Below are 19,863 nucleotides of genomic sequence, written 5' to 3'. Positions count from 1 at the left end.
CTTATCATTGCTTTTGGAACACACACACAGCGTGTGCGGGACCATGCCAGACAGTTAATCGGATGGGGTTACATTCCCCGGTAAAAGGAGGAAGGACGTGCCATTCTCCGTCTGGTAAGGCGATATCACATTGCGTATCTGTCGCATTTATTGTTATTAACCAGCAACCAGAGAGCAGAATTTGCAACCTGCGCATGCCCTGCTTCCAGCCGCCTTCATCCACAGGTTTACCCTGGTCATCCAGCCACTCGACATTGCCGTCCTCGTTCTGCCACCAGCTATCCGCAGTGAGTGCCGGAATGCGCTTACGCAGGTGAATCAGCGATGCGGTAAAGTCGACAAGGCCTTTTTCTTCATCGTCCCACTTGAGCCAGGTCAGTGGGTTGTCCTGGCAGTAAGCATTATTGTTGCCGTGCTGGGTTTGACCACGCTCGTCCCCGGCCAGCAGCATCGGTGTGCCCTGAGCAAGCAACAACGTCGTCAGCAGCGCTTCCGTGCTGCGCCTGCGGCGCTGGGCCACATCCGCACTGACCACCAATCCTTCTGTACCATGGTTATGGCTGTAATTGTTACCGTGTCCGTCACGGTTTTGTTCGCCGTTGGCTTCATTATGTTTTTGACTGAAGCTCACCAGATCGCGCAGCGTGAAACCATCATGCGCGGTGATCATATTCAGGCTGGCATGGGGCTTGCGGCCATTGTGCTGAAAAAGGTCGCTTGAGGCGGCAAACCGGCGGACAAAATCCCCCATCGTCACATCCCCATGCAGCCACGTCCGGCGGGCCGTGTCACGAAACTGATCGTTCCACTCAGCAAACTGTGCGGGGAAATTCCCTACCTGATAACCATTGGGGCCAATATCCCAGGGCTCGGCAATCAGTTTGACCGTTGAGAGGATCGGGCAGCCGCGTATGGCCTCGAACAGCGCGGCGTCGCGATGGTAGTCAGGCTCACGCCCCAGAACCGGTGCCAGATCAAAGCGAAAGCCATCCACGTGGCAGACGCGCACCCAGTAGCGCAACGCCTCCAGTATCCAGTTCATGACCTGAGGATGGCTCAGATTGAGTGTGTTACCGCAGCCAGTCCAGTTGTGATAACCGCCCTGGTCGTCGAGCCAGTAATAGCTGGCATTGTCGATGCCGCGAAAGGATATTGTCGGCCCGGTCTCATCCAGTTCTGCCGTATGGTTAAACACCACGTCCAGGAGCACTTCGATGCCCGCAGCATGCAGGCGCTTCACCGTCTGCTGAAACTCCTGCAGCGGAGACAGCCCATCCTGGCCGGAAGCATAACGAGGATCGACCGCCCAGAGGGCAAAAGGGTTATAGCCCCAGTAGTTGGTTAAGCCCAGACGCAACAGGCGCGGCTCGCTGGCAAAGTGGGCCACAGGCAGTAACTCGATAGCCGTAATGCCCAGTTGGAGCAGGTAATCGATCATCACAGGATGCGCCAGTGCGGCATAAGTGCCACGCAGTGCCTCAGGAATACCGGGATGCAGCTGGGTCAAACCGCGAACATGGGTTTCATAAATCACGCTGCTGCCCCATGGCGTGCGCGGCGCCTGATCTCCCTGCCAGTCGAAATCCTCCATCACCACGACAGATTTGGGTGCCAGCGCCGCGTTATCGCGTGTGTCGGGCTCCGTGTAGCCACAGTGGAAACGCGGATCGTCGGGGATGTCGCCCAGCACTGCTTTGGCACAGGGATCGACCAGCAGCCTGGCGGGATTGAAAACATGCCCCGCCTGCGGTGCCCAGGGGCCATAAACCCGGTAACCATAGCGCTGTCCGGGCTGGACGCCCGGAAGATAACCGTGCCAGATATCGCCGCTACGCGCAGGGAGTTCAACGCGCTGCTCAAGCCCGTTCTCGTCGAACAGGCAGAGTTCAACGCGCTCAGCATGATGGGAGAACAGCGTAAAGTTTACGCCCTTCCCGTCATAGCTGGCACCCAGCGGGTGGGGATGTCCGGCACGCACGATCATTCTCCCTCCCGCACCAACCATACCGTCGCCAGCGGCGGTAAGTTCAGGCTCAGTGACTGGGGACGACCGTGGCTTTCCTGCTGATCGGTATGAACACGATGATTACGTACGTCGCTGCCGTGATAGTCATGCTGATCGGTATTGATGACTTCGCGCCAGCTGCCCGCCTGATTGACGCCAAAGCGATAGCCCGGCCGCGGTACAGGCGTAAAGTTGCTGACGACAATGATTTCATTGCCTTCACGATCGCGACGCACAAAGGCAAAAACTGAATGTTCGGCGTCATCCACCACCAGCCATTCGAATCCGGCCGGATCGAAATCAAGCTGATGAAGCGGGGTGTAATATTGGTAGGTATGGTTCAAATCACGCACCAGACGCTGCACACCGTGGTGCCAGTTGTCTTCCCCTTCCAGCAAATGCCAGTCCAGGCTGACATCATGGTTCCACTCTTTGCCCTGTGCGAATTCGTTGCCCATAAACAGCAGTTTTTTACCCGGGAATGCCCACATCCAGCCGTAGTAGGCGCGGAGGTTGGCAAATTTTTGCCAGGCGTCGCCGGGCATGCGATCCAGGATAGAGCGTTTACCGTGCACCACCTCGTCATGGGACAACGGCAGGACAAAGTTTTCGCTGTAGTTGTACATGATGCCAAAGCTCATCAGGTTGTGATGGTAACGGCGATGAACGGGATCGAGCTTCATGTAGTCGAGCGTGTCATGCATCCAGCCCAGATTCCATTTGTACCAGAATCCCAGGCCGCCGCTTTCAGGAGGACGTGAAACGCCGGGATAATCGGTAGACTCTTCGGCCATCGTCACCGTACCGGGCGCGACATGCCCCAGCGTGCGGTTGGTGTAGCGCAGGAAGTTAATCGCTTCGAGATTTTCCCGACCGCCATATTGATTGGGGATCCATTCGCCCTCGGCGCGGCTGTAATCGCGATAGATCATTGAAGCAACGGCATCCACGCGCAGACCATCAATACCAAAACGTTCCAGCCAGTAAAGCGCATTGCCTGACAGATAGTTACTGACTTCGCGGCGACCAAAGTTGTAAATCAGTGTGTTCCAGTCCTGATGGTAGCCTTCACGCGGATCGCTGTGTTCGTACAGTTCTGTGCCATCGTATTTCGCCAGGCCAAAGTCATCGCTGGGGAAATGGCCTGGCACCCAGTCCAGCAGAACGTTGAGTCCCGCCGCATGGGCCGCCTCGATAAAGTGACGGAAATCATCCCGGGTGCCAAAACGGCGCGTGGGCGCATACATGCCCAGCGGCTGATAGCCCCAACTGCCGTCAAAAGGATGCTCATTGATGGGCAGCAATTCGATATGGGTAAACCCCATCTCTTTCACGTAAGGCACCAACTGTTCAGCCAGCTCTTTGTAGCTGAGCCAGAAGTTGTTGTCGGTATGGCGGCGCCACGATCCCAGGTGAACTTCGTAAATAGAAACAGGCTTGTCGAAATCATTGGCCGCTTTACGGGCCTCGGACATCTCGACTTTTTCTGGCAGGCCACAAATCATCGAGGCCGTTTGTGGCCGCATTTGCGCCTCAAAGGCATAGGGATCGGCTTTGATTCGCAACTGACCCTGCGCATCGATGATTTCAAATTTATAGAGCTGCCCGTTAATGGCCCCGGGAACAAACAGCTCCCAGACCCCCATTTCCTGGCGCAAACGCATCGGATGGCGACGGCCATCCCAAAAGTTGAAATCACCGACAACGGAGACACGACGCGCATTAGGAGCCCAGACGCAGAAACGCGTGCCGATGACGCCATCAATCACATCACCGTGCGCGCCCAGGGTTTCATAAGGCCGAAGGTGAGTTCCTTCCGCCAGCAGCCACAAATCCATCTCCTGCAACAGAGGACCAAAGCGGTAAGCATCATCGATGAGGTTTTGCTGACCATGCCAGTTCACAGCCAGTTGATAGCGAAAGGGATTTTTACGACGAGGAATAACGCCGCTGAAAAACCCGCGCGCGTCATCGCATTTCAGTTGAGCAAGCTTACGTCCTGTGGAGGTTTCGATAACCCAGACTTCAAGGGCCTCGGGGAGCAACGCCCGCACTTCAAGACCGTTTTCCGTTTTATGCATCCCCAGCAGCGAAAAGGGGTCGGAATAGTTACCCGCAAAAAGGGCATTGATCGCCTGGCGATCGGGTAGCTCTGACATGACTTTCTTCCTGTGATAGTTGGCAGGCTAAAAGACCACGATGCACGCGCTATCGCATATCTCTTGCGCTGCTCTTCATTGAGCCATGAGTACAGCGGCGTGGGCGCCAGCAAAAAACGCTTGTCACCACGCGCCTCCTTAAATCACAACCAGTAAGCATTAAGCCTGTCTGCTTGATGCCAATCCCGCAGTATCACCAGACGACTATCCGGCACTCCGAGACATTAGATAATTTTGACTTTTTCCTACCGTCCGGTTCCTGATGCAATCCTGCGCCATTCGGACGATTTTCCTGTATACCGTCGACTTAAACCGCGGAGCCGGTATGTGAGCGCCCTTGCACAATGATGAAAAACAGTAAAATATATTAATACATAACGGATCTATGTCTCATAATCTTCACTCAAATGCAGTATCTTTTTTTGGCGCGATCATCTTGCCTGCGTGCCGTATGGACGAAAGGCGGTCAACGGCCTGCCGGACTCGCCACCTGTCTTACGCGCCGGGAGCCGTGAGCCACGGCGACATTTCCCTGGCCGCTTTAACATGACATAAAACGGACAACTGCCGAGTGTGCGTTAACAGTGTGACAGGATGCTGCTCACACGCCGGAACCACGCGCCTTTTGAAAAAAAACGCGGCCAGCTTGCACCGAAAAAAGTCTGTCTTTACCAGCCACAACAACCAGTTAGTGAATACATTAAAACAGCCCGTCTGTTACACGCCCTTGTTAAATCATAGCTTGGCGGCGAGCGTTGACAGAGCAGATCAGCAAAAATTTATTTCTGGACAGGCAAAAAGGGGAAGCGGATCACTTAGTGATCGTAACGGTAGAACAGTTTGCAGGGATTTGTAGAAAAAAGACCGGAAAAACCCGGTCTTTTTCGTCTTTCAGATTTAGTCGATCAACAGACGTAACATGCGGCGCAACGGCTCAGCCGCACCCCACAGTAGCTGATCGCCCACGGTAAAGGCCGAGAGGTATTCTGGTCCCATATTCAGTTTGCGCAGACGGCCGACCGGCGTGTTCAGCGTCCCCGTTACCGCCGCAGGCGTCAGTTCACGCATAGTGATTTCACGATCGTTAGGCACGACTTTTACCCATTCATTATGGGACGCCAGCAGTTGCTCAATCTCGGCCAGCGGCAGATCCTTTTTAAGTTTCAGCGTGAAAGCCTGACTGTGACAGCGCAGCGCACCGACACGGACGCAAAGTCCATCGACAGGAATGACGCGCGGGGTCGCCAGAATCTTGTTAGTCTCAGCCTGTCCTTTCCACTCTTCGCGGCTTTGGCCATTATCAAGCTGCTTGTCGATCCACGGAATCAGGCTGCCCGCTAACGGCACGCCGAAATTATCCGTCGGCAACGTGCCAGAGCGCGTGAAATCCGTCACGCTACGTTCGATATCCAGAATGGCAGAGGCAGGATTTTGCAACGAGGTCGCCACGTGATCGTGCAGCATGCCCATCTGTGTGAGCAGCTCGCGCATGTGACGGGCACCGCCCCCGGACGCAGCCTGATACGTAGCCACGGAAACCCATTCAACCAAATCATGTGCGAACAGGCCGCCCAGTGACATCAACATCAGACTCACCGTACAGTTGCCGCCAACAAAAGTTTTGATGCCGCTGTCGATGCCCTGACGAATAACCTGATGGTTAACCGGATCCAGGATAATAATGGCATCGTCTTTCATGCGCAGCGTGGACGCCGCATCAATCCAGTAGCCATTCCAGCCACTGGCACGCAATTTCGGATACACCTCAGAGGTATAGTCGCCGCCCTGGCAAGTAATGATGATATCCAGCGCCTTCAACGCGTCAATATCAAAGGCGTCCTGCAATGTTCCCTGCTGTTTGCCCGCAAACGTCGGGGCCGCTTCACCATGTTGTGAAGTGGAGAAGAAGACCGGATTGATTACATCAAAATCACGTTCTTCACTCATGCGGGACATCAGCACTGAACCCACCATACCGCGCCAACCCACTAAACCTACATTCTTCATGTCATATCCGTTTCAGGGTGATAAACACCTGACTTTCTCATCGAAGGGAAAAGTGTCGTGGTACTTTCACGCCACTCTGCGTAATAATCAACGTTGCCTGTGATGATTAACTCTACAAAATGCAGATTTTCTGGCAAGTGAATTAATGTAATCGGGCCAACTTTTTCAGCAGCCCTGCTAATAACCCGGCTTTATCTATAACGAGAAGATGTTAAACGAATGACTGAAATGATCTCAGCAACAATATTGTTGTTGTTAATAATGGATCCGTTGGGCAATTTGCCGATTTTTATGTCGGTTTTAAAGCATCTGGAACCCAAACGTCGGCGCGTCGTGCTTATTCGCGAAATGCTGATTGCCCTTATCATCATGTTGTTGTTTTTATTCACGGGCGAACGCATTCTGGCCTTCCTTAATCTGCGTACCGAAACCGTCTCCATTTCCGGTGGCGTTATTCTGTTTTTAATCGCTATTAAGATGATTTTCCCCTCGCCGGAAAGCAGCAGTACCGGGTTACCGGCGGGCGAAGAACCCTTTCTGGTGCCACTGGCCATCCCACTGGTGGCGGGGCCTTCACTGCTGGCGACACTGATGCTGTTATCTCACCAGTATCCAAACCAGATGTCGCACCTGGTTGGAGCCTTACTCATCGCCTGGGGCGTAACGGTGATGATCCTGCTGTTATCGGGCCTGTTTCTGCGTCTGCTGGGGGACAAAGGCGTTAACGCACTGGAACGCCTGATGGGATTGATCCTGATTATGCTGGCGACGCAGATGTTTTTAGACGGGATTCGTGTGTATCTGAAGCTATAGTTGTCGGCGTTAACCCGGGCAGCGTTGCCCGGGTTAAATCGCTCAGGTGAGCAGGGTAAAGGCGATCATCCCGACCACCGCGCCCACGGTGCCTAAAATGGTTTCCATCAGCGTCCATGTCTTGAGCGTTTCACCTTCGGTCGCGCCGGTGAAGCGGCCAAACAACCAGAAGCCCGCATCATTAACATGGCTGATAATAATGGAACCGCCGCCGATGCAGATGGACAAGGCTGCCAGCTGTGCGCCGGAGTAATGCAACGGTTCTATCACCGGCATGATCAAGCCCACCGTCGTCAGGCAGGCCACCGTCGCCGACCCCTGAATCACCCGGACCGCACCGGACAGAATAAAACAGGCCAGGGCAACCGGCAGCCCGGCACCGGTCAAGGCATTGCCCAGTACCGGCCCTACGCCAGAATCAACCAGCACCTGTTTAAAGACGCCGCCCGCTCCTATTACCAGCAAAATAATCCCCGCAGGCTGCAGCGCACTGCCACAAATCTGCATCACTTTTTCTTTATCCATGCCCTGACGGTACGCCAGGCCATAGATAGCGACCAGGCAGGCCAGCAGAATCGCGATGAAGGGATGCCCGATGAATTCCAGCCACTCGTAAAGTGTAGAGCCCTCAGCGGTGAAGCGTGCACCAATGGTTTTCAGCCCGACCAGCACAAGTGGAAACAGGATAAGCGCCAGGCTAAAGCCAAAAGAGGGCAACTTGCCGGCATCAACGTCGGGCTGATGATCTTCCGGTGGTGCGCTGAACGTTACGCGCTTCGCGATAAAATTGCCAAACAACGGCCCGGCAATCAGCATGCCCGGCAGAGCGGCACACAGCCCAAGCAAAATCATCCAGCCGAAATCCGCATGCATTTGCGAAGCTAACAGCATGGGCGCAGGGCCCGGCAGCAAAAAGGCCGCCGCCGCCGCCACACCGGCAAACAAGGGAATAACCAGCCTGACCAGGTTATCCCCTGTCCGCCTGGCGACAGCGAATGCGATGCTAATCAGCAGCACTACGGCCACCTCAAAGAACAGCGGCAACGCGCAGATTAAGCCGGCAATGCCCATGGCAAAATGCGCCCGGCTCTCGCCAAAGGTGTTCAGCATGCGAATCGCAATCTGATCCACCGCCCCGGTTTCATGCAGGATCTTGCCAAACATGGCACCCAGCGCCACGACGATGGCTAAGAAACCGAGCGTGCCGCCCATGCCTTTCTGCATCGTTTCCGCGATTTTATCCAGCGGCATGCCCGACAACAGACCCGCGCCTACAGAAACCAACATCAGGGCAAGAAAAGCATGCATCCGGGCTTTCATCACCAGAAAAAGCAGCAGCAGGACAGAGCCTGCTGCAGTCAAAATAAGTGTTGCGGTATTCATGGTCTAGCCTTGATTGATTGCATCCTTAATGGTTGCAACCGTTGCCGCTACAACCTCGTCCAGGGAGTGCGTGATATCGACAGCCAGCACATCCGTTTCATCCGCACCCGGCTCTTCCAGCGTCGCAAATTGTGTTACCAGCATTTGCGGCTTAAAGAAGTGCCCTTTGCGCGCTTTCAGACGCGATTCGATGGTATCGAAATCCCCTTTCAGGTAGACAAAACGCAGGTTGTCGTTGCCCTGTCGAAGCATATCGCGGTAATGCTTTTTCAACGCTGAGCAGACGATGATGGAGATCGCCTGCGTACGTTGCATGGCGAACGCCGCGTCATTCAATGCCTGTAACCATGGCAAACGGTCGTTATCGTCCAGCGGATGGCCTTCTGCCATCTTTAAGATATTGGCGCGGGGATGAAGAAAATCGCCATCGAGAAAAGCGGTGTTCAACTGGTGGGAGACCCGGTTTGCCACAACGGATTTGCCGCTGCCTGAAACACCCATCAAAATAAAAACGTGATGTGGCGTGGATTGCGTCGTCATTTTCTACTCCGGCAAGTCAATGTGCCATGTTACCGATAACAATGATGCTTATCATTCTCCTGGTGACATTACACTCTGGCAACCTTTTTACTGACTGAAGCCTTAAAGTGTGAGCTGACTCATAAATTTGCGCGAATCAGATACTGCCGCCTTCCACAATAGCAAATCCCATATCCAGCGGCTGGCTGACCCGGTTTTCACCGGCAATGCGCGCCAGTAACAACGCGGCCGATTCACGACCTATTTGGTCTCGCGGCGTCAGAACCGTCGCCAGCGCAGGCGTCACCACCTGACTGATATCATGACCGTGAAAACCGGCAATAGCCATTTGGGAAGGCACCTGAAGCCCCTGACGCTGGCACTCAAACATCGCGCCCACCGCCAAATCGTCGTTGGTACAGAACAGGCTGTCCGTCTGAGGATAGCGTCGCTGCGCTTCGCGGAGCAATTCGCCACCGGCACTGAAAGAGGAGGCTTCTTCCATCATGACACTGCGCGGCGTTAATCCGGCTTCGCGCATGGCACTTTCATAACCCCGCTGCTTTTGCAGCGTGCGTTCATCCAGGCGCGCGCCCAGATAAACGGTATGACGGTGCCCTTTTTTCAGAATCGCCAGCGTCATTTGCCGGGCGGCTTCGACGTTGTCAAAGCCTACCGCCATATCCAGACAGGGCGTAACGCTGTCCATCATTTCAATCACCGGAATACCGGCCACCTCCAGCATGCGTAACGTCCCTGCTGTATGTGTGCGTTCGGTCAGAATCACGCCATCGATGTTCCAGCCAAGCAGCGACCGCAGCTGGCGCTCCTCTTTTTCCGGGTTATAACCAAAGTGTGCCACCAGCGTCTGGTAACCGGCTTCATCCGTCACCGCTTCGATTCCCCGCAGAACATCGGCGAACACCTGATTGGTCAGCGAGGGCAGCAACACGCCGATGGCGCGGCTGGTCGCGTTGGACAGCATATCGGGGGCGCGATTGGGGATGTAACCCAATTCATCCAGCGCAACGGCGATCTTCTCCCCCAGCGCAACCGACACCTGCTCAGGATTGCGCAGATAACGACTGACAGTCATTTTGGTGATACCGATACGATCGGCAACGTCCTGTAGAACCGGTCTTTTCTTCTTCATCGTAAGCGCCTGGATCTCGCTGAAAGCACATGATGACGAGTCTACCACTTTTTTACAGGCAGATTGCTAATGGGGCGATGGGGCGAGACAGGCTCGCCCCCTTCAGGCTCAGACCGGCGGCAGGTCAAACAACAACACTTCGGCCGCGCTGTCGGCTTCAAGCGTCAGGCCAGTTTCGTCCCAAACGGCAAAGGCATCACTGTTTGACGCGGATTGCCCGTTCACCTTCACGTCGCCTTTGACAACCTGAATCCAGATACGGCGTCCCGGCTCAATGGTCACGCTGTCGCTTTCGCCTGCCGCAAATACCCAGCGCGATAGCGTCATGTCCTGCCAGACTTTGAGCGAACCGTCACGGGCATCCGGGGTGAGGATAAACTGGCGACCCTGCACATCCGGAAAGCGACGCTGATCGTAACGCGGCTCAATCCCCGTGCGCTCTGGAATGATCCAGATTTGGTAAAGATGCAGCGGTTCTGTTTTGCTGGCGTTGTATTCTGAATGACGTACGCCGGTACCTGCACTCATGATCTGGAACTCACCCGCGGGAATCTGTTCCTTGTTGCCCATGCTGTCCTGGTGTTCCACGGTACCCGACAGGACATAGGTCAAAATTTCCATGTCTTTATGCGGATGCGTACCAAATCCCTGGCCGGGATCGATCACATCTTCATTAATCACCCGCAGGGCTGAGAAGCCCATAAAATTTGCATCGTAATAGTTGGCAAACGAGAAGGTGTGCCAGCTGTCCAGCCAGCCATGATTAGCGTGGCCACGTTCTTCAGCTTTACGTAAATAGATCATGTTCAAATCTCCTCACTGTTTTTTATAGTTTGGTATCAGGTGAGAAAGATTGATAGCTGAAAAACTTCACCTCTCTGTTCAAAAATTATGAACCTCTGGCAAGGGGTTGTTGAACGGAACTGAAGGAAAGCAGGACGGGCGCGCAAAAAAAAAGCCAGCACCCGGCTGGCTAAATAATACTGTGAGCAATGTCGTGCTTTCTGACGTCTCGACAACATCCAGAAAGCATGACAATAATAATTATTATCATTCTCGTCTGTAAAGCGATTTTGTGTATTATTTCTGTTGACGCCTGACGTAAATCCCCTGATGTTTAAAGGGTTTACCACGTGCTCATAAGGATAACCGCCATGCCTTCAGTGATGATTCGCCATGCTGTCCCGGCTGATGCCCCCGCGTTAACTCGTCTTTACAGCCAGCCTGAAACCCAGGCCGCAACCCTGCACCTGCCCTATCCCTCACTATGGGAGCAAAAACTGGCCAGTCCACGCGCCGGTGTGCATATGTTGGTAGCCTGTATTGATGAGCAGGTGGTCGGGCAACTCACGCTTGAAGGCGTTACGACAGCACGGCGGCGACACTGCGCCAGCATAGGGATGGGCGTTGATCCGGCGTTTCATCGACGCGGGGTGGGCAAAGCTTTGATGGCGGCAATGGTCGATCTTTGCGACAACTGGCTTCAGGTGACGCGCATTGAACTGACGGTCTTTGCTGATAATCACAAAGCAATCGCGCTGTACCAGCAGTTCGGTTTCCGAATTGAAGGCACCGCGCAGGGCTATGCGATACGCGAGGGGAACATGACAGATGCGCATTTTATGGCGCGTATCAAAGCATAACGAAACGGGCAGCCAGAAGGCTGCCCACCGATATTAATAACCGGCACTCAGATCGCCCACCGTGCGGGGATCAGACGCACCGTACAGCGTACCGTCAGGACCAATCATAATACTTTGTGTACTGCCCATGGCCGGTTGCACTTTAACGTGTTGTCCTTTCGCTTCGAGCAAGCGCAACGTATCCGGGCTGAAGCCCTTCTCAACCCGTAACTGATCGGGCAGCCACTGATGATGGAAACGCGGCGCATTGGTCGCCTCTGCCACGTTCATGCCGTAATCAATGCTGTTCACGACCATTTGTAATACCGTGGTGATAATGCGACTGCCGCCCGGGCTACCGGTAACCAGCCACGTTTTTCCGTCCTTCGCAACGATAGTCGGTGACATTGAGGATAACGGACGTTTTCCAGCCTGCACCGCGTTGGCTTCCCCGCCCACCAGCCCATATACATTCGGCGTGCCCGGTTTGGCCGAGAAATCATCCATCTGGTTGTTCATCAGAATGCCGCTGTTACCCGCTACGATGCCACTGCCGAAGTTAGTGTTTAAGGTGTAGGTGACCGCAACCGCATTGCCGCTTTTGTCCACCACAGAGAAGTGAGTGGTTTGATTACTTTCGTAAGGGGCCAGTTTACCGGGCTTAATATCACTGGATGGCCGTGCCTTCGCCAGATCGATTTGCTGTGCCAGCGATTTGGCATAGGCTTTGCTGGTCAGCGCCTGCCACGGGACTTTGACGAAGTCTGGATCGCCCAGATACTCTGAGCGATCCGCATAGGCATACTTCTCTGCTTCAGCCATGACCTGCATGGCGTCGGCGCTGCCAAAACCCATTTTTCCCAGATCGAAATTTTCCAGGATATTCAGGATCTGCACGATATGAATACCGCCCGATGAGGGTGGTGGCATCGAGAAGACCTCATAGCCCCGGTAAGTGCCGCTGATCGGCTTACGCTCTACCGCATGATAGGCCGCGAGATCGGCTTTCGTTATCAGGCCGCCATGCTGCGCCATCTCGGCCGCAATCTGATCGGCAATCTTGCCTTTATAAAACGCATCCGGGCCTTGTTGTGCGATCAACTGCAGGCTGTGAGCCAGATTCTTTTGTACCAGACGTTCGCCTTTCAGCCAGGGCGTGCCATCCGGTTTGAAGAAAATAGCTTTACTGTTGGGATGGGCGAGCAGGACTTCCTTGCCATAGGTGTTAAGATCGTCCGCCAGCGCATCATTCACGATAAACCCGTCGCGCGCCAGTTTGATGGCAGGTGCCAGCAGTTTATTCAGCGGCAGCGTACCGTATTTGTTCACCGCCAGCGCAAAGCCAGCCACGGTGCCAGGCGTGCCTGAAGCCAGCGGTGACGTTAGAGAAAGCTTACTGTCGGCGTTGCCTTGCTTGTCCAGGAACATATCGCGCGTGGCCGCCGCCGGGGCCATTTCACGAAAATCGATCGCCGTGGTCTGTCCTGATGCCGTTCGCAACAGCATAAATCCACCGCCGCCCAGGTTGCCCGCCTGCGGATGCGTCACTGCCAGCGCGAAGCCAACCGCCACAGCGGCATCGACCGCGTTACCGCCCTGACGCAGGATATCCACGCCCACATTGGTGGCCAGCGCATCGACTGACGCCACCATGCCGTTATGGGCTTTGACCGGATGAAACGTATCGCTGTCTACGCCATAGGAGACAGGCGGCGCCTGAACCGGGGCGGCATTTGCCCCCGTAACAACAGTAAAACTCATTAGTAGTGACCAGCTCAGCTGGCGTAACCTGGCTTGCATCATCATTCCGTTCCCACCTTCACGGTTATTTACATTTCTTTATCCTTTATGTAACTGACTACAAACAAAGCCGAATATCAAGGATTAACGCAAATTCAGTGCACTCCTGGAGCAGTAATCTGAACCAGCGCATAAACTTACGCTAACGACCACATGACCTGCTTCAGGCATGCACACACAGCACCGGTCGTTTACTGGAGGATTAAAATGAAAAAGTGGCTTATGGTTTTCGCCGCCCTGCTGCCGTTAACCGGCATGGCGAACATGCTGAACAGCACGAATGATTCCAACAAGCCTGGCTATAATCCCAGCCAGCAACGCATGCAGACCCAGATGCTTAACCAGTCGCAGCAACAGCAGACGAAGTTACAGCAGGACCAGCAGCGTCAGAATCAGGACGTACAGCGGAAGTTGCAGGAGCAGCGGGATAGTGCCCAGCAGCGGGTGATCAAATCGCAGCCGGGCCAGCAGCAGAACCAACAGAATATGAACTAGTGAAAATCGGGGCCAATGCTGTCGATGCTGTCGGTACAGATGGCATCGACGCCCCATTTCAGTAATGTCCTTGCCCGTTCCGGGCTGTTCACGGTATACACCAAAATACGCAGATCGGCCTCTTTCAGCTCAGCGACTCTGGCTTCAGTGAGGACCTTGTGATTCAGGTGAATTGAAGTGCAGTCCAGCGCCCGCGTCTTCGCCTGCCATGCGTTATCCCAGTGATGAGACAACAGGCCGCGCGGTAGTTGTGGTTCGGCCTGCATGGCCGCTTCCAGTGCCACAAAGGAGAACGAGGAGAGCAGAGGAAGAGGTTGCCGCTGCCACAGCGTGGCAGCGGCCTGCGCAATGGCGCGTCCGGTTTCGGCGTCGGTCCCTGTGGTCGGTTTAATTTCGATATTGGCCATCAAACCATGCTGACGGCAGCGTGCCGCGACCTCATCCAGTCGGGCCAGCTTTTCGCCCTGAAAGGCCGCGCTGAACCAACCGCCCGCATCAAGCTGCGACAGCTTGTCCCACGGGAGCTCGCCCGCAATGCCCCAGCCGTCGCTGGTGCGATCTAACGTATCGTCATGCAGCAGAAAAATGTGCGCATCTGCCGAGAGTTTGGCATCAAACTCAATCATCAGATGTCCGTATTTTGCGCCAACGTCAATCGCAGCAAGGGTATTTTCAGGTGCCAGCTTGCCACCACCACGATGGGCGACAATGCGCGGATAGGGCCATTGCTTTTCACTCATTCCAGACGCTTCCCGTGACTTGAATCGAAGAAATGTAACGCCTCAACAGGCAGATGCAGCCACAGGGTGCTGCCTGCTTCCGGGCGCTCGCTATGGGGTAAGCGTACCACTAAACGTGCCTCACCGATGCGACCGTGTGCCAGATTGTCGGCACCCAGCATCTCAAGCGTCTCAACACGGAAGGGAATGCCGCCCTGCTGCTGGCTACTGAGTTGAACATGTTCGGGCCGGATACCAAGCACCACGGGGCGATTGGCCCATTTGGCTTTGCCCTCGCCCACCGGAATAGCGTGGGACGCATCAACCACAAAGCGAGCGCCATCTTCGCTGAAATTGCCCTGTATCAGACTCATCGCGGGGGAACCCATAAAGGAGGCCACAAACAGGCTGGCCGGGCGCTCGTAAACATCGACCGGCGTGCCAATCTGTTCCAGCACGCCTTTGTTCATCACCATCACGCGCTGGGCCAGCGTCATCGCTTCAACCTGATCGTGCGTCACATATAAGCTGGTCGTTTGCAGACGGCGATGCAGTTGCTGAAGCTCAAGGCGCATTTGTACGCGCAGGCGCGCATCCAGGTTAGAGAGCGGCTCGTCGAACAAAAACACGGCGGGTTCACGCACGATGGCACGCCCCATGGCCACGCGCTGGCGCTGTCCACCGGATAACTCACGTGGACGGCGCGTTAACAGATGATCCAGCTCCAGGCTCCGTGCCGCATCCAGCACGCGTTGGCGAATATGCTCTTTACTCATCCCACGAATTCTGAGGCCGTAAGCCATATTTTCTTCGACGGACATATGGGGATAAAGTGCGTAGTTCTGGAACACCATGGCAATGCCGCGATCCTTGGGCTCCTCATGCGTGACGCGTTTATCCGCGATATAAATATCGCCGGACGTGACGCGCTCCAGTCCTGCCACCATGCGCAACAGCGTGGATTTGCCACAACCCGAAGGGCCTACCATCACCATAAACTCGCCGTCATTGATCGTGACGTTGAGCGGCTGGATGATTTGATTTTTACCGTCGTAAGATTTGGTCACCGCCTGAAGGGTTACGCCTGCCATCACTATTTCTCACTCTCAACCAGACCACGCACGAAGGCGCGCTGCATAACAAACACCACCACCACGGGTGGAATCAGGGTTAATAACATTGCGGCCATGACTTCGTTCCACTGCGTTGGCGAACCGCTGGTAGAAATCATGCTTTTGATCCCCGCCACGGCCGTGCCCAGGCTGGCGTTATCAATGATTAATAATGGCCAGAGGTACTGGTTCCAGCCATAGATAAACGTGATAACGAACAGCGCCGCCAGATTGGTTTTTGACAAGGGCAGCACGATGTCCCAGAAAAAACGCATCGCGCTGGCACCGTCAATGCGCGCGGCTTCAATAAGCTCATCCGGCAACGACATAAAGAACTGCCGGAACAGGAAAGTGGCCGTCGCGGAGGCCATCAAGGGCAGTGTCAGGCCGCTGTAGCTGTCCAGCATGTTGAGATCGGCAATCACCTGCACCGTTGGGAAAATGCGCACTTCGACCGGCAGCATCAGGGTGATAAAGATCATCCAGAAGAACAGTGAGCGCAGGGGGAAGCGAAACCACACCAGGGCAAAAGCGGACAGAATCGACACCAGAATCTTACCGACGGTGATGCCCAGCGCCATGATAACGCTGTTCATCAGCATCAGGCTAAAGGCCGGACCGTTGCCGTTCACGCCCTGCGTCCAGATATGCGAAATGTTTTCCCACAGGTGAGTACCGGGAATCAGCGTCATCGGGACGTTATAGACGGCGTCGTTATCCAGCGTGGCGGCCACAAAGGCCACATAGAGTGGAAACAGGATGGTCAGGATACCCAGCACCAGGACGACATGGCTGAAAATGTCCAGCCCGCGACGATTTTCAATCATTGATATTGCACCTTACGCTCGACGAAGCGGAACTGAATAACGGTCAGCGCGATAACCAACAGCATCAACACCACGGACTGCGCAGCAGATGAGGAGAGATCCAGACCGGTAAAGCCTTCACGATAAATCTTATAGATGAGCGTCGTCGTCGCCTGGACCGGGCCACCGCCTGTCGCGGCATCAATGACCGGGAACGTATCGAAGAAGGCATAAATCAGGTTAACCACCAGCAGGAAAAAACTCACCGGGGTAATCAACGGAAGCGAAATAGAGAAGAACCGACGCACCGGCCCTGCCCCATCAATGGCGGCGGCTTCGACCAGCGACTTTGGTATCGACTGTAACGCGGCAAAAAAGAACAGGAAGTTGTAGCTCATCTGCTGCCACACTGAAGCCAGCACCACCAGGAACATGGCCTGGCCGCTGTTCTGTGCGAAGTTCCAGTTATAGCCCATGTGGTTAAGCAGGTAGCTCAGCAACCCCAGTCCGGGACTGAACAGGAACATCCACAATACGGCCGCGATCACCGGTGCCACCGCATAAGGCAACAGCAGCAACATCTGATAGAGCTTGCGCAGGCGTACGACGTAGTCCACCAGCGCCGCCAGGAGCAATGAGGACACCATGCCAAAAAAGGCGACCATGCTGCTGAACTTGATGGTGGTCCAGAAGGTGTCCAGATAAAGCCCGTCGGAAAAGAGCCGTTCAAAGTTCGCCAGACCCACAAAGGTGCTGGAGATGCCGAAAGGATCCAGGTTTTGCAGTGAATACCACAACGCTTCACCCGCTGGCCAGACAAAGAAAATAGCGGTGATCAGAAGTTGCGGCAGCACCAGCAAATAGGGTAACAGGCGATTACGAAACACCGGGCGAGATGGAGACATAACGTTCTCTGACTTGGGTGAAAAAAGGCCAGCCGGAGCTGGCCTGCAGAACGGATTATTTATTCTGTTGCTCGAAACGACGCAGCAGCTCATTACCCCGCTTCACGGCGTTATCTAACGCAGCCTGCGGTGTCTGCTTGCCGGTCCAGACGCTTTCTAACTCTTCATCCAGGATGGTACGAATCTGCGGCATATTCCCCAGACGCATGCCTTTGGTGTAAGGCAACGGCGGCTTGTTCATCATCTGGCGAATCGCAATATCCGCACCTGGATTTTTCTCGTAGAAGCCTTCTTTCTTCGTCAGCTCATACGCGGCGGTAGTAATAGGCAGGTAGCCCGTTTTCTGGTGCCATTCCGCGGCAATTTTTGGCTCGGTAAGGAACTTCATAAATTCCGCCGCGCCTTTGTAGGTATTGGCATCTTTGCCTTTCATCACCCACAGGCTGGCACCGCCGATAATCGCGTTCTGCGGGGCATTCGGAATATCCGCATCGTAAGGCATCATGCCGACGCCATAATTGAATTTGGCGTAATGGCGGATATCGGCCAGTGAACCTGACGAGGCCGTGGTCATGCCACAGTCACCGTTATAGAACTTCGCGGTGGATTCATCTTTACGACCAAAATAGGTGAAATCACCTTTCTTGTTCATGTCTTCCAGCAACTGGATATGGCGAACCTGCGCCGGTTTATTGAATTCCAGTACCGCATCGGTGCCGTCGAATCCGTTATTTTTGGTGGCCACCGGCAGACCGTTCCAGGCGCTGAAGTTCTCAATCTGAATCCAGCCCTGCCAGCCGCTGGCATAGCCACAGCTCATGCCTGATTTACGCAGTGCATCGGCATCTTTTGCCAGTTCCTGCCAGGTTTTGGGTGGCTGATCCGGGTTTAAACCGGCTTTTTTAAACGCATCTTTGTTGTAGTACAGCACAGGCGTGGAGCTGTTGAACGGTTGCGAGATCAGCTGGCCTTTTGAATTGCTGTAGTAAGCCGCGACCGCAGGAACAAACTGCTTCTCGTCCATTGAAATGCCCGCGTCTTTAAAGACCTGATAAACAGGCACAATGGCTTTAGAGGCCATCATGGTGGCGGTGCCCACTTCGTAAACCTGCAACAGCGCGGGCGCTTTTCCGGTGCGGACCGCGGCGATACCTGCCGCCAGACTTTGTTCGTAGTTCCCTTTGTACACAGGGACGATTTTGTAGTCAGGGTGTTCCTGGTTAAAACGTTGTGCCAGTGAGTCAACTTCTTTGCCTAACTCGCCTTCCATTGAGTGCCAGAAAGGGATCTCAGTGACGGCCAGTGCATTACCACTGATCGCCAGACCGAGCAGGGCGCTCATCAGGCTACGACGAAAAGTAACAACGGACATAGGATTTTCCTGTTCAGGTAGGTACGCGCGCTATCACGCATTTTTTGCTCGCGAAGTAACATGACATGTGGAAATGACGGAAAAATAACAGTCAGATGACGGAAAAATGACGACAGAATGTCAGGATATGACAGTGATAAGCGCGTTTAATGGACCGGAAAGCACCGGGCTGAACCGCGCTGCTGAAGCAGGGATAAGTATGTGCCGTAAGGGAAGGAAAATTCGCCGGGTGACAGCCCGGCACAGAGCCTGCAGTCACCCGGCATAGATGATGGCGGGGAAACCTAGGCGCCCAGATAGGCGCTGCGCACGGCTTCATTCGACAGCAGTGCCGCACCGCTGTCCTCCAGCACGACATGACCATTTTCCAGTACGTAGCCCCGATCGGCCAGCTTCAGCGCCTGGTTCGCGTTCTGTTCAACCAGGAAAATCGTCATACCTTCGCTGCGCAGTTGCTCAATCGTGTCAAAAATCTGCTGGATAATAATCGGCGCCAGACCCAGAGAAGGCTCATCGAGTAACAACAGGCGCGGCTGGCTCATTAACGCGCGGCCGATGGCGAGCATTTGCTGTTCACCGCCCGACATGGTGCCCGCACGCTGCACCTTACGCTCTGCCAGACGTGGGAACAGAGTGTAAACGCGATCGATGCGCGCCAGATACTCCGGGCGACTGGCAAAAAAACCGCCCATGGCCAGGTTCTCTTCCACCGTCATGCGTGAGAACACGCGGCGACCTTCGGGCACGATGGCAATAGCCTCACGCATAATGCGCGCCGTTTGCCAGTCGGTAATGGTTTTGCCGTCAAACGTGATCGTACCGCTGGTGGCGCGCGGCTCGCCGCATAATGTGCCCAGCAAAGTGGTTTTGCCTGCACCGTTTGCGCCGATCAGGGTGACGATTTCGCCCTGATCGATATGCAAACTGACATTATGCAGCGCCTGAATTTTGCCATAGTGCGCACTGACGTTATCAATGGTTAACATGGCCATA

General features: G+C 54.7%; 17 protein-coding genes. 3 read left to right on the top strand and 14 right to left on the bottom strand.

Annotation, left to right across the window (positions count from 1 at the left end; genetic code table 11):
- Positions 1 to 4: 4 nt before the first annotated feature.
- The 3 genes from glgX to asd all read right to left on the bottom strand — a co-directional run bounded on the left by glgX (position 5) and on the right by asd (position 6,171).
- Positions 5 to 1,984: a glycogen debranching protein GlgX gene (glgX, locus tag GC087_RS01760; protein WP_324029512.1), complete on the bottom strand. Its 1,980-nt coding sequence runs from the start codon at positions 1,982 to 1,984 to the stop codon at positions 5 to 7.
- Positions 1,981 to 4,164, bottom strand: a complete 2,184-nt coding sequence (gene glgB / locus GC087_RS01755; RefSeq protein ID WP_324029510.1) for a 1,4-alpha-glucan branching enzyme — start codon at positions 4,162 to 4,164, stop codon at positions 1,981 to 1,983. Before glgB ends, glgX begins: the two co-directional genes overlap by 4 nt.
- Before the next feature lie 897 nt (positions 4,165 to 5,061).
- On the bottom strand, positions 5,062 to 6,171 hold the full coding sequence (gene asd, locus GC087_RS01750) for an aspartate-semialdehyde dehydrogenase (protein ID WP_033738171.1): 1,110 nt from the start codon (positions 6,169 to 6,171) through the stop codon (positions 5,062 to 5,064).
- 219 nt (positions 6,172 to 6,390) lie between these two features.
- Between asd and GC087_RS01745 the strand changes: the two genes are divergently transcribed.
- Positions 6,391 to 6,984, top strand: coding sequence for a YhgN family NAAT transporter (locus GC087_RS01745; RefSeq protein WP_006121032.1), 594 nt, complete (start codon positions 6,391 to 6,393; stop codon positions 6,982 to 6,984).
- 42 nt (positions 6,985 to 7,026) lie between these two features.
- On the opposite strand, the gene gntU is transcribed toward GC087_RS01745, so the two are convergent.
- The 4 genes from gntU to GC087_RS01725 all read right to left on the bottom strand — a co-directional run bounded on the left by gntU (position 7,027) and on the right by GC087_RS01725 (position 10,843).
- The gene (gntU, locus tag GC087_RS01740) at positions 7,027 to 8,367 is read right to left on the bottom strand and encodes a gluconate transporter (RefSeq protein WP_324029508.1); all 1,341 of its coding nucleotides are present in this window, start codon (positions 8,365 to 8,367) and stop codon (positions 7,027 to 7,029) included.
- A gap of 3 nt (positions 8,368 to 8,370) precedes the next feature.
- Complete coding sequence (gntK, locus tag GC087_RS01735; RefSeq protein WP_006121033.1) at positions 8,371 to 8,907, bottom strand: gluconokinase; 537 nt, start codon at positions 8,905 to 8,907, stop codon at positions 8,371 to 8,373.
- A gap of 136 nt (positions 8,908 to 9,043) precedes the next feature.
- A complete protein-coding gene (gene gntR, locus GC087_RS01730) occupies positions 9,044 to 10,039 on the bottom strand; it encodes a gluconate operon transcriptional repressor GntR (RefSeq protein WP_110268726.1) in 996 nt (331 codons plus the stop codon).
- Positions 10,040 to 10,147: 108 nt separating this feature from the next.
- Entirely contained in the window at positions 10,148 to 10,843 is a 696-nt protein-coding gene (locus GC087_RS01725) for a pirin family protein (protein WP_033738177.1), read from the bottom strand.
- A gap of 350 nt (positions 10,844 to 11,193) precedes the next feature.
- Here GC087_RS01725 and GC087_RS01720 point away from each other — a divergent pair, with 350 nt between their 5' ends.
- Positions 11,194 to 11,682, top strand: a complete 489-nt coding sequence (locus tag GC087_RS01720; RefSeq protein ID WP_324029506.1) for a GNAT family N-acetyltransferase — start codon at positions 11,194 to 11,196, stop codon at positions 11,680 to 11,682.
- Positions 11,683 to 11,715: 33 nt separating this feature from the next.
- On the opposite strand, the gene ggt is transcribed toward GC087_RS01720, so the two are convergent.
- On the bottom strand, positions 11,716 to 13,461 hold the full coding sequence (gene ggt / locus GC087_RS01715) for a gamma-glutamyltransferase (RefSeq protein ID WP_369974390.1): 1,746 nt from the start codon (positions 13,459 to 13,461) through the stop codon (positions 11,716 to 11,718).
- A gap of 207 nt (positions 13,462 to 13,668) precedes the next feature.
- Here ggt and GC087_RS01710 point away from each other — a divergent pair, with 207 nt between their 5' ends.
- Positions 13,669 to 13,956 (top strand): DUF2756 domain-containing protein, encoded by a 288-nt coding sequence (locus GC087_RS01710; protein ID WP_324029504.1) that lies wholly within the window; start codon positions 13,669 to 13,671, stop codon positions 13,954 to 13,956.
- Here the strand turns inward: GC087_RS01710 and ugpQ are convergent.
- From ugpQ to livF, 6 genes are all read right to left on the bottom strand, one after another.
- Entirely contained in the window at positions 13,953 to 14,696 is a 744-nt protein-coding gene (gene ugpQ / locus GC087_RS01705) for a glycerophosphodiester phosphodiesterase (RefSeq protein ID WP_324029502.1), read from the bottom strand. The two genes, GC087_RS01710 and ugpQ, sit on opposite strands and share 4 nt — an antisense overlap.
- Complete coding sequence (locus tag GC087_RS01700) at positions 14,693 to 15,766, bottom strand: sn-glycerol-3-phosphate import ATP-binding protein UgpC (RefSeq protein WP_033738186.1); 1,074 nt, start codon at positions 15,764 to 15,766, stop codon at positions 14,693 to 14,695. Before GC087_RS01700 ends, ugpQ begins: the two co-directional genes overlap by 4 nt.
- Positions 15,767 to 15,768: 2 nt before the next feature.
- The gene (gene ugpE, locus GC087_RS01695; RefSeq protein WP_006121040.1) at positions 15,769 to 16,614 is read right to left on the bottom strand and encodes a sn-glycerol-3-phosphate ABC transporter permease UgpE; all 846 of its coding nucleotides are present in this window, start codon (positions 16,612 to 16,614) and stop codon (positions 15,769 to 15,771) included.
- Positions 16,611 to 17,498, bottom strand: coding sequence for a sn-glycerol-3-phosphate ABC transporter permease UgpA (gene ugpA, locus GC087_RS01690; protein ID WP_006121041.1), 888 nt, complete (start codon positions 17,496 to 17,498; stop codon positions 16,611 to 16,613). The genes ugpE and ugpA overlap by 4 nt, the downstream gene beginning before the upstream one ends.
- 55 nt (positions 17,499 to 17,553) lie before the next feature.
- Positions 17,554 to 18,870, bottom strand: coding sequence for a sn-glycerol-3-phosphate ABC transporter substrate-binding protein UgpB (gene ugpB, locus GC087_RS01685; protein WP_058701433.1), 1,317 nt, complete (start codon positions 18,868 to 18,870; stop codon positions 17,554 to 17,556).
- 284 nt (positions 18,871 to 19,154) lie between these two features.
- Entirely contained in the window at positions 19,155 to 19,862 is a 708-nt protein-coding gene (gene livF / locus GC087_RS01680) for a high-affinity branched-chain amino acid ABC transporter ATP-binding protein LivF (RefSeq protein WP_058701434.1), read from the bottom strand.
- Position 19,863 lies beyond the last annotated feature (1 nt).

The sequence above is a fragment of the Pantoea sp. JZ2 genome, from assembly GCF_035191405.1.
GTDB classification, from domain to species: domain Bacteria; phylum Pseudomonadota; class Gammaproteobacteria; order Enterobacterales; family Enterobacteriaceae; genus Pantoea; species Pantoea stewartii.
The sequence above is the reverse complement of the archived record's forward strand: the minus strand, read 5'-3'. Positions and strand labels throughout refer to the sequence as shown.